The sequence below is a fragment of the Saprospiraceae bacterium genome (assembly GCA_016719615.1).
Classification (GTDB): Bacteria; Bacteroidota; Bacteroidia; order Chitinophagales; family Saprospiraceae; genus Vicinibacter.
In genome coordinates this window covers 144,953-156,893 of record JADJYQ010000001.1, presented here as the reverse complement: position 1 = coordinate 156,893, position 11,941 = coordinate 144,953, and the positions used below count along the sequence as shown (strand labels likewise).

Here is an 11,941-nt window from a genome sequence, read left to right as displayed (position 1 = left end):
TTGTAAATATTAACATGATGATGTCGGGAGTTGTTCGTTGTTAGTTGTTGGTCATTACTTACAGTTGTTAGTTTAAATATTAAACACCCCGGCTCACCAATTGGAACAATTTGTATCCGCGAGCGAATGGTCAGGAGACAATACGTGTATTACAAGTGCTTTAACCTCTTTATCCATTCAAGCGAACAGACTTCCAGACTGAAAACCTTTTCCGCAGAAATGAAGGTCAACCATTCATCATCGAACTATATTCACTTTCGTGTTAAAGTTCCTCAAGCCATCTTGCCACTGCAATACATAGACTCCTGCAGACAATCCCTCCGGCAACATGACCATATATTGGGCTCCCCGGTGCAATTCCATCCGTTGCTGATAAATGATCAGACCGTTCAGGTCTCGCAGTTCCAGTAGGCCCGATTGTCCTTCACCGGCACGACTCAATACATACAACTCGTTTCCTGTTGCAGGATTAGGATACACCTCAAGTACCGGTACGATCTTTTCTTCTTCTTCCTCAACACTCACACTCAGATGACAACCCGGTATTATACAGCCATGGTAATCAAAATGGACCAGCCAGGGTCTAAATTGACCTGTACGATCAATACCTGCACTACCTTGTGTCACAAAACTGTTGAATGGAGTTGCTACAATAGGGTTGAGTTCACTGTACCAGGTTTTTTCTTCAGGACCTAAAATATATAAATTGCGACTCCATAAACTATCGCCTCGTTCCGATGCTTTAAACATTCTAATATAGGCTGTGCTGTCTTGAGTGCCCCTGGATATCATTTCCATAGCAATATAACCAGACCCGTCTGTGCACCGTCCCATTGCAAAATGAAAATAAAAAAATCCGTTAAACTGAAAATGCGGATGTTGAAATTTGCAGCTCCACATCATGCTATCACCTCTGGGGCTGAATTTCATAATATATGGAACTGCATTTAGGGAATTACTATCAGGCCTGTTTTCTATTGTATCTTTTGACATCAATACAACCCAATTTCCATCTTCATCTACTGTAGGACTAAAGTTCTCTGCACGGTAAATAAATTTCTCTAAATCTTTTCGAACGACAACACTACTCAGCTGAAAATTACTATCTATCTGGATAAATACAGGAAATTTTTGATAGTATTTAGAAATAATTCGTTGCATGGTACCCGTAAAACCTAGCTTCCCTTTTTGTGTGACGTTAACAGCTTTATAAATAAATAAATCATATCCTGGATACTCATACTTGAGTTTATTGACAACATTTAAATTTGAATCCAATTCAAAAACAAATAAAATGTCTTCATTGCCGTTGGCAAGATTTGCTGCAGTTGGAAATACTAAGCTTCCGGAAGATGATTCATAATAGCCCCCTCCCATACTATAATAATCAAACTCTTCATATTTTGGTAAGTGCTTACTTTTTAATATCTCACCATTCCTAATATTAATTTCGAATATTACTCTCCGAAGCCAAGTGAATTCATTTTTATAATAAAGCAAATGAAAAAAATATATGGAATCATTTTTTTTGATACTTGGATAAGCATATATTTTTAATATTGTACTATCTGGCTCAATGATTTTTTTCTGAAATATTAAATTTCCATTGTAATCAAAACGCAACATGATGTTCTGGATGCGGTATTTGCTTGAGTCTCCCTCCTGGTAAGTTGGATACTCACCCAATACAAATATGCCGGTCGAATCACAGGCAGATGAAAAAACTTGCTAAAATCATTAATACCGCCTTTAATGTCAGGAGAGATATTAAATAATTTTTGAGCAAATAGTTCACTCTGGTTAAAATATAAGATAATATACAGAATTGAAATTATCCGTAGCAACATAATATAAATTTTAAGGATATTACCTGATCCAGAGTTTGCCTACCAAGACTGCCGGTGAGCTAACAGCGGTTAGTTTAATAAGATATAAGCCACTTTGAATATGCTTGGGAATACAAATCTCTTCATTCAAATCGAACTGCATTTTATGAATGCATATACCTTGTAGATTTTGCAAATTGAGCGTCCATTTTTGAATTTCGGTATCTGCCTTGATCCTGAAACAATCTAAAACCGGGTTGGGCAAGATGTTCATTTCGTTTGGCTTTTGTTGTAACTTTTTTGGAGGAATTCGGGCATATGATTGCAGTTCCGCAGGCCAATCCATCCGAATTCCATAATATGCATGCAGCCAGGATCTCAGGTAGTTTGAATAAGTGCCGTATTGACTTTGAGCATGATCGACTAACGCATTCAGTGAATCTAATGGCAAATTATAGATATCAATACTGTCTGCTTGCCAGTCTTTAAGCAGTTGGGCTGCCGTTTCCAATACCTCAAAATCTACTTGCTCAACAAGAGGGATGCCTTCAAACTCGAGGATTTGTTGAAAATTTTCACCATTCCATAATTGACTCAGGTCATTGAGATCATGGAGTTCGGGATCCTGCCGATCGATCCAAAGATCGCCTTGTGTTGTCCACACACTATCTTGCCGGTGACAGCGAATCATGTTTGCAGACAATTGTGATTGTTGCAAAAGAACCTGATCCAATTGTTCTGTCCAATTTTGTATCAAAACACTATCCTGACTATTTTCAATTTGGTCAACCAAGCTTAAGCGTACAATCTCCAAAGAGTCCCAGTTTGCTTCTGCTTCATTTTCTTGACAGGATTCAATCCATTGATCCGTTCCAGGTCCTTCTGTAAGTCGATAATTACAATTTGATCCATCGTCAATTCCACGACCTATAAACTTATTTAAATACACAAATTTTAGTTCATTAGGTTCACCAGATTTAAAATAGTTCACTACATCAGCATATTGAGCATTCAAAATTGGAAATTTGTTTGTTGTAACCCGGTTTCCAGATGATCGGTCAGCTGTGCCCCAGCTTGAAATAAATGGCGAAGCCTGGTTATTCACAGCATATCCTTGTGGCTCGAGCCAGCTGTTGCACTCTGCATTGGTCAGTGCATTATTGCCATAAAATTCCATCCGGGTATCGTCTAAAAGATTATCTCTAAATTCGTAAGCCAATTCGGGACGGATGATTGATACATAGTTTACAGCTGAATGTTCCCCTTTTATCAAATTATGTATCCACACCCCACTGGACTTTCCTCTGGAGTTGACAATTCCAAATAAATCATTATCAAACACTACTGCGTCTTTGGTATCATTCAGATAAATGGATTCATATTTATCTAAATTTGCCATTACTTTACTATTACTCACCAACAATCCGGCTCCGGAACTGCCAAAGGAATCAAAACCACCATTCACTTTGTCTGCATCTTTGTATATACAGGTCTCAAAATTTTTAATCGTAGATTGGTTGACAACCCTTAAAGTTCCGTAATAGGAATATATCCCGGTACTCAATCCTTTTCCCGTAATAATGCTCGAAGATATTAATGCACCTGTATTAATGAGTTCTATTTCGCGATACTTAGCTCTGTTGGTTTCATTTATTTTGGAGGAACTTCCATCAATAAAACTATTATTCATTATATAAACACCATATGCGCCATGTCTGGCTACTATGCCGGATCCATTGCTCTTCATCTGGCTTTGATCAAATCTTATTTCCTTAAATTGGTTGGCCTTGATCCCGTTATTGCTATGAGATATCTCCGAATTTTCCAATACCAGCAGAGATGGTTTTTCACTGCTGTTGCCAGCTGAAAATCCACTTAAATAAATCCCATCCCATTCTCCATATTTGGATAGTCCGGGGCAAGCAGGGTTGGTTCCGTGTTTTTTGGTGATCTTATAATTCCTAAGCGTTAAGGAGCCTCCGGCTTCAATGATGATTTTTTGATCCTTGCACATCTCTGCTGTTCCATTTTCCCAGATCACCGGTGTGGAGATCGTTATATCCGCCAGTTGGCAATTGACCGGATTAAAATATGGATCCGTGTCGCAATCAGTTTGTATCATCTCCTCAAAAAAATCTTCGATGTAGATATGCATCATTTCATACTGACCCTGGGAAAAACATTTTTTGCATTGACCGTAATAGCTCATCCAATTATCAAGTGGTATGTTCCATGAATTTGTTTGATCATCGCAATCATCTTTTTGTGCAGGGCTGATATTTTGACTACACGAAGCCTCAATAAACCATTTCCATTCATCAGCTTTACCGTTGTTATCTAAATCCATGGTATAGGGATCCGCTCCGGTATCGGCGATATCATCTCCCTGAAAACTGCTTTCGTTGCTTCCGTCTTTGCATACCCAAGGTTTTGCAAATGGTTCTTTATCTGTTAGCGGATTCCCCTTCCCAAATGTATGCCACAATCCCAGGGTGTGTCCAAGCTCATGTGCCATCGCCGAAACATTGGATGCACAAAACAGGATGTTCTCGCCGCGGTAGGCTTCGCCGCCCCCTGATTTTGTGAAAGAATAAACGTTTATTGCCTCTTCATCAAAACCAAATGTTGTCTTGTCATTGAGTACTGTGGATTTCCTTTGAGCAGCATCATTAGATTGAGAACCTGTGTTAAAAGTTTGATTATATTCGATATAATTTATACAATCTCCACCAAACGTAAACTTGATATTTCCTTCATCAAATATTTCATTTAGTTGATCCAATAAATCAATGTACAATTTATCGGTCGGAAACTCTTCCGGGCTCCCCTGGTATTTTATAAAGTGAAATTTAAGCTTTAAGCAAACTGACGGAAAGGCGCTTGTATTGATATCACAATCGTTTTTGGGTTCAGCCAGTCGGCCAATCATTGCGATATCACAAACCGCAGAAGACTGGCTAAAACCATCTTGATAACATATTAATAAAATCATATATATATATATATATGATTTACAATACAATTTGGTTTTTCTTAGGGTTCGGACGTTAAATAAAGGCAACATGGTTAATTATTTGATAGGGCTAATAATCTACGAATATAAGAAATGGTATGGACAAAACTAAATTTTCAAAAAGCCATTTACTTTGGATTTTGAGTTAAGTATATCTGTTTTTCAATTATTCATTGGTAACAGACTTCGTTCCAAAGGCCATAATCCTTACCATCAAATAAGCAAGTCATCTATTAACTCGTGTTAATTGTTGGTTGTCCCGACATGAAAAAGCAACTTGTAAATATTAACATGATGATGTCGGGAGTTTTTAGTTGTTGGATTTTAAGTGTTACTAACAATTGTTAGTTCAAATATTAGACGCAACAACTAGCCCTCTGGAACAAATTTTAGTCGAGTGCTTTTGGTCGGGAGTCAATGCATACAAGAAAGAAAAATCCTACTTGCCTGAACCCCCTTCCCCCTTTCTTTTGGATATATTCCAAAAATATTTAATATTTGCCAAATATCCACGTTCATGCCAATACACCAACTTGAAAATATATGTCTGTCAGTGGTATCTGCCTCACGCGAAGCCGGACAATTCATTCGCGAAGAATTGGGAAAAGTGAAGGCAGATCAAATCCAGGAAAAAGAAAAACACAGCCTGGTTTCCTATGTAGATATTGAAACCGAAAAGATGCTGGCCAAATCATTGGACCCGCTTGTCCCCAATGCACAATATCTAACTGAGGAAAATACGCAAACTCAGATTTCCACTTCACAGTATTGTTGGATCATTGATCCTTTGGATGGTACGACAAATTTTTTGAAAGGTATACCCGTTTTTTCAGTGAGCATAGCACTGGCTTATGATTCAGAACCCATAGTTGGAGTCGTATACGACGTCATGCGCGATGAATGTTTTTCAGCCTGGAAATATGGCGGAGCATATCTCAACGGACAGCGCATGCATGTCAGTAAAGTTGAATCTCTTGAAGAATCCATCATTGCCACAGGTTTTCCCTACAAACGTGGTTACATGCCCAATTTAGCAGCGATCCTCACAAATGTATTACACCACGCACGCGGCATTCGCAGACTCGGTTCAGCCGCTATTGATCTTGCCTACACTGCCGCCGGTAGATTCGACGGTTATTATGAAACCCGGCTGAATCCATGGGATATCGCCGCTGGCATTTTACTGATTCAGGAGGCTCGTGGAAAAGTTACCAATTTTCAGGGCGATGAAAAAGGAATTTTAAATGCGCATCACATTGTCGCTTCAAATGGTTTCATTCACACTGAGCTGATGGATTGTATTGAAAGTGCGGAGTTGGGGAATTGAGGGAATCTGTTAGTCTGTTAGTCTGTTAGTCTGTTAGTCTGTTAGTCTGTTAGTCTGTTAGTCTGTTAGTCTGTTAGTCTGTTAGTCTGTTAGTCTGTTGTCTGTTAGTCTGTTAAAAAAAAAAACACGCCCTAACGAATGTTAGTTCAAATAAATACGTATTTTTTCAAATTATTTTTCAGAACTTTACTTGTTAAATAATATTGCTTTGAGCTTTGAGCTTTGTGCTTTGAGCTTTGTGCTTTGAGCTTTGAGCTTTGAGCTTTGAGCTTTGAGCTTTGAGCTTTGAGCTTTGTGCTTTGTGCTTTGAGCTTTGAGCTTTGTGCTTTGTGCTTTGAGCTTTGAGCTTTGAGCTTTGTGCTTTGAGCTTTGAGCTTTGAGCTTTGTGCTTTGTGCTTTGTGCTTTGAGCTTTGTGCTTTGAGCTTTGTGCTTTGTGCTTTGTGCTTTGTGCTTTGTGCTTTGAGCTTTGAGCTATGAGCTTTGAGCTTTGAGCTTTGAGCTTTGACTGCTAACTGCTTCTCTCCCGTCTAGCAGGAACAAAATATTGGTAAAAAAGATAGAATAAATCTTTACGGTGTACCGTAGGTATGCAATACACTATAAAGAATAAAATTTTCTTTCATTATATTCAAACTTTCAACAAAACTAACAATAGTTAGTATCATAAGCTGTCCATTAAATCGTGTTAATTTCAAATACGAAATAATGCTAATTCCTTAATGCGTTTAATGTGAAAATATTTGTCCCTTTTGGCCAAATTTATAATATTATGAAAATATTTATATGTTAAAGTTCTTGGATTTTCAAATTCCTTGTAATACATTTATCAGGCTTTTTGTAATCACCCATATATAGCATATCAAAGGTTTTCAGTATAAAAAATCTTAAATTGATTTTTTAATTTTAAATTTTATTGTTATGTTTTATTTAGCCCCCCTCCCCGCTGAGGCTCTACGCTTAGTCAGGAGCTCGCAAAAATTTTACATTTCGAAATTCCGCTCCAACGCTCCTTCGAATGAGTATACCGGATTTTTTAATTTTAAGATTATTTTTCCACTAAAATTTCTAATTTTACTTCCATTCATTTTTATCATTTCAACTATGGATAATAAAAATTTTGCCGGGTGCAATTGCAATGTCCAAAATCCTACAATTGTTGGTACCCGAGGCACCACCACAAATTTTTCTTCATACTACCCTTCGGGAATATTAAGCAGTGGTTGTTATGTGTTTCAGGGAACTGTACAAATGGACATCAATGTGCTCATTTCTAGTTGCACTTTGGAAATGGAGGCCGGCTCTGAAATCAGAATTTTGAGTAGTAAACGACTTACCATCACCGACAATTTGATTTACGCCTGTGATACTCTTTGGAAAGGCATTACCGTAAACTCAGGTGCAAGACTTTGGGGTTCTGGAAATGATATTTATGATGCCCAATATGCCATAAAGGCTGCGGGCACCGCCAACGTGACACTATACAATAATGAATTTTACCACAATTATGTAGCTTTTTACATTCCACCTACAGGTACTCAAACAAGCGTTCATACAGTGCGGTTGATCTTTCAAAATAACATCATCGACAACCCTTCCATTTTGGGTGGAGGAACCGGTCTATTAAGGCGACCTAATTATTCAGGTATTTCACCCAATCCGAATGGACGTGCTTTTGCAGGATTTGATGTACATAATGCTAATTTGGTTATTGGTAGTAAATCGCTGGCCAGTCCATATTACAGAAACTACATCAGCAATGTCATGGTTGGTGTAAAGGGCTTCTTTTGTAATCTGGAATGTCATCGTCTGATCATCAACAATATGCTTAACCATGGCGCAGGTAACACCAATTACACCGAGCCTGAAGGAATTGGAATTTTGGTCAGAGATTGTCGATTACAGGCGACCAGAGACACCATTACCAATGCTTTGGGTGGCATTTCAGGATTTCGCTCGTGGTTAAGTGATATTTCTCGCAATGAAATTGCTTATGTCCGCGCCGGTGTACATGACTTTGCATCTATGAACTCACCGGAAATAGGCCAGAATGAAATTCACCATGTATCCAATATTGGTATTGAAGTTGAGTTTCCGCTCTCATTAATTGCGCCTTTAATCAGTTACAATATCATTTCAACAGATGGAACTACACCTACACCCACTGGGAGTTTTATGATTGGAATTTTATTTCAAACCTTGGGTGCAAGAAGTCTAGGTTCTGTGATCAGTTGGAATGAACTTTACCTCCACTCCAAAAGTAATGGCATAGACATTCGGGATTGTGTAAATATTGGAGTAGGATATAATATCGTAACGTATAACGATGACAGTGAAACGACTTATTCCGGAGTGGGTATCATTCACAATGATTCCCGAGACGGTTTTGTTATTGAAAATGATGTTATCGCATCCAGCGGCTTTAATAAAATTGTCGGATTTCATTCCATCAATACCGGAAATACTCGTTTCTGTTGTAATTATACAAGTGGCACAGATTACGGATTTAATTTTGTAGGACCTTGTCGCCGCACCAATGGTTTTGGCCACAACGAGATCCGTGGCCTTTCTGCTGGTTTGCGTTTGGCAATTTCAAGTATCATAGGTAATCAAGTGAATAAAGGTAATCTTTGGAATGGAAGTTTTCCAACAGCAAATTATTACAAAGGTGCTGCTGTGAATACTGGGAATCAAACTGAAATTAGAAGTTCTAGATTTTATGTAGAGGACTGCGATGATCCGTTATGGCCGCCATCAATTTACCCTTCCCAAAATTGTGATGAAAGTGCCACTAATTGGTTCCGCTTTTATGAAGCAACATCAGTCGAATGCAATGAAGATAATATCTGCGATGCTGAATTTCTAGATCCCGATCGCGAATTAGTATTTGCGGACATTGATGAAGGTGACGAATATCTTGCTCGGGGGCAAATGGCAAGTGGTGATTATGGGTTTTCGCTCGATTATGAAGGCCGTCGTCAATTATTGGAAAGATTGCGACTGGATGCAGGAGCACATAACCAAAACAGTTATGTAGATAGTTTTTATTCAGCCAGTACAGGGAGCTCGTATGCCGCCTTGATGGAAATTGCATTCGATATAGACACCTTGTTATCTTATCCTGGTTCTGATCTAGAGATACTGGATGAATTGAAAGAAGGATTTCGTGCTGCTTCCGATTCCATTAGGGTTTTGGATAGTTTGATCTCTATTGCAGGCAACTCAACAGACAGTACTAATGCTATCAATTTAAGAGAGGCTCAATTGGTTGAAACGGATACCATGCTGATGGACTTGCTGGAATTATTGGACGATCATCTCAATACAATTATTGCAGATAAAGAAGATCTTAGAGATTCAAACGATACCGTTGATGCTATCAATATTATTGATAGCAATGAAGTGATCGTAAACGATATGTATCTTACCATGCTTGGCGAAACAGATTTTTCATTTAACAGCACACAGGCAGCTGAAATTTTGGATGTAGCTGAACAATGTCCGCGTCTTGGAGGAGTAATCGTATATCAGGCCAGAGCCCTGTATAAATTATACGCCAGCCAGACTTATGACGATTACGATTGTCTCGACACTTCAATGGTCATTCGTCAAAAAACAGATCGCAGTTCCAATCTCCACTTTATCGTCAAGACCAATCCGGCACAACAACAAATTATCGTGCATTTGAAGGCTGATGAGTATTCTTCACACAAAGTAATTGAATTGTGCAATATACACGGACAGGTAATAAGCAGGCATCCGGTGAATCATGATATAAATCATCAAATAATCGATGTGCCAAATATGCCAAATGGAATGTATTTGTTAAACCTCAAAAATGGAAAACAAACTCTGGCAAGTCAACCAGTGATCATTTCAAACTAAACGGATGATGTACCCAATCATTTCTTAAAAAACACCCGGGAGTAAACTTACAGTCTTACTTCCGGGTTATTTTTCCTTTATAAAATAATTTACAATGAAACTTAATTTCACTTTACTATATATAGTATCGATACTTATAACCAATGCTCATACCCAGAAGCACGATTTTAAATGGCTATTAGGACAAAGCTTTGCCGACAACCCTTATGATACAGGCTGGGGTAGTGCCATCATGGATTTTAACACCTTGGATGGAAATCCTCTTTTTTACGAAGAAAAATATAAGAGAATTGATTTTCTGGCAAGTGGTGCTAATATTTGTGATGCAGAAGGTAATTATTTATTTGCTTGCAACGGCGGCTATGTTGAAGGCCCCAATGATAGTCTGATGTTAAATGGAGATGATTTAGGTTATGATATAAAATACCCAGAATTAGGAACAGCAGCTTCTCAAAGTGTTTTAATTTTAAATAAACCTAACTCAAAATTTGAATACATTTTGTTTAATAAAGTTCTGCACTATATTGAAAATTACGGATTAAGCATTAATAAGCTGGAATATTCTATAATAGATATGAATGCAAATTCCGGAAATGGTAAACTAACAGTACGTAGAAAAGCGTTTTTATCAGACACATTAGATGCGGCTTCTCTTATTGCTGCCAGACATGCCAATGGAGTGGATTGGTGGTTAATAACTTCTGAAGATACAAAAGCTAATTATTATGTTTTTTATGTATCAAACATAGGAGTAAAATTACACAATAAATATGAATTTGACTATAACAAATCTGAAGGGGAATCCGTTCAAACCTGTTTTGCTAATTGTGGAAATTATATTGCTACTGCTGCAGGGGTCGCAGTGCTCATTAAATACAATTTATATTTTTTAAAATTTGACCGCTGCACCGGTGAGATATTAAATTTTCAAAAAAAATTAATTCCTTTTCATTCTATTACATGGGATGGTGGCTGTTGCTTTTCACCAGATAGTAAATATTTATACTATTCCACACTTGATACTTTATACCAGTTTCCAATATCTTCAGATACTCTAGGTAAAAGACATATCATTGGAAATTATGATAGTTTTAGAGAAGGCATCAGTGGTAATTTCTTTAGTTTAACTGAATTTGGGCCTATGCAATTGGCTCCAGATGGAAAAATTTACGGACAGGAGACTGGACTTCAATGCAGGTCTATGCATGTCATTCACAATCCTGTTGGAGCTGGGGATCAATGCATCTTCAGACAACATGATATCTATTCTCCTACGATTAAAATGTGCCTACCCAACTTCCCTAACTACCGTTTAGGTCCGATCGATGGGAGTGTTTGCGACAGCCTCGGCATAGACAATGTGCCCTGGTGTCACTGGCGGTATCATCAGGACAGTTTGGATTTTTTAAACTTCATTTTTACCGATTTAAGTGCTTACGAAGTGGAAGAATGGTATTGGAATTTTGGTGACCCTGCAAGTGCAGAAAACGGCAGCACCCAGCAGCATCCAGTACATCGTTTTTCAAAGCCAGGTATTTACGAGGTTTGCCTGATCGTCAAAAATAAAAATGGTGCAGATACTCTGTGCAGAACCGTACGCATTGCAGTGGTGAATAATGAAAACACAACTGAAGTTGCCATCCAAATTCAAAACTGGCCCAATCCATTTTCTCACTCATTTGTTTTGAATGTCATCGGTTACAATCCCCAGGATATGCATTTGGAGCTTGTCGATTTGATGGGGCAAGTCGTACATCGTCAAAAATTGCAACAAGGAAGTCACTGGATTCACACAAAGCATCTTCCGCCAGGTACTTATTCTCTCCAGGTGTTTGAGCGAAATGAACGGGTATTTGGCAAACAGGTCTTGAAATTTTAAATGACTTATTACT

Annotated in this window: 5 protein-coding genes; 3 read left to right on the top strand and 2 right to left on the bottom strand. The window is 38.1% G+C overall.

Annotated features, from left to right (window positions below; all coding sequences use genetic code 11):
- Window positions 1-237: 237 nt before the first annotated feature.
- Entirely contained in the window at window positions 238-1,686 is a 1,449-nt protein-coding gene (locus tag IPM92_00690) for a T9SS type A sorting domain-containing protein (GenBank protein ID MBK9106918.1), read from the bottom strand.
- A 180-nt stretch (window positions 1,687-1,866) separates the two neighbouring features.
- On the bottom strand, window positions 1,867-4,818 hold the full coding sequence (locus tag IPM92_00685) for a hypothetical protein (GenBank protein ID MBK9106917.1): 2,952 nt from the start codon (window positions 4,816-4,818) through the stop codon (window positions 1,867-1,869).
- Between the two features lie 538 nt (window positions 4,819-5,356).
- Between IPM92_00685 and IPM92_00680 the strand changes: the two genes are divergently transcribed.
- From IPM92_00680 to IPM92_00670, 3 genes are all read left to right on the top strand, one after another.
- A complete protein-coding gene (locus tag IPM92_00680) occupies window positions 5,357-6,166 on the top strand; it encodes an inositol monophosphatase (protein MBK9106916.1) in 810 nt (269 codons plus the stop codon).
- Window positions 6,167-7,268: 1,102 nt separating this feature from the next.
- Window positions 7,269-10,049, top strand: coding sequence for a T9SS type A sorting domain-containing protein (locus IPM92_00675; protein ID MBK9106915.1), 2,781 nt, complete (start codon window positions 7,269-7,271; stop codon window positions 10,047-10,049).
- Window positions 10,050-10,143: 94 nt separating this feature from the next.
- The gene (locus tag IPM92_00670; protein ID MBK9106914.1) at window positions 10,144-11,928 is read left to right on the top strand and encodes a T9SS type A sorting domain-containing protein; all 1,785 of its coding nucleotides are present in this window, start codon (window positions 10,144-10,146) and stop codon (window positions 11,926-11,928) included.
- Window positions 11,929-11,941 lie beyond the last annotated feature (13 nt).

Coding starts and splice junctions, on each gene's coding strand:
- IPM92_00685 (MBK9106917.1), bottom strand. CDS start 4,818: ATGATTTTATTAATATGTTATCAAGATGGTTTTAGCCAGTCTTCTGCG.
- IPM92_00680 (MBK9106916.1), top strand. CDS start 5,357: ATGCCAATACACCAACTTGAAAATATATGTCTGTCAGTGGTATCTGCC.
- IPM92_00675 (MBK9106915.1), top strand. CDS start 7,269: ATGGATAATAAAAATTTTGCCGGGTGCAATTGCAATGTCCAAAATCCT.
- IPM92_00670 (MBK9106914.1), top strand. CDS start 10,144: ATGAAACTTAATTTCACTTTACTATATATAGTATCGATACTTATAACC.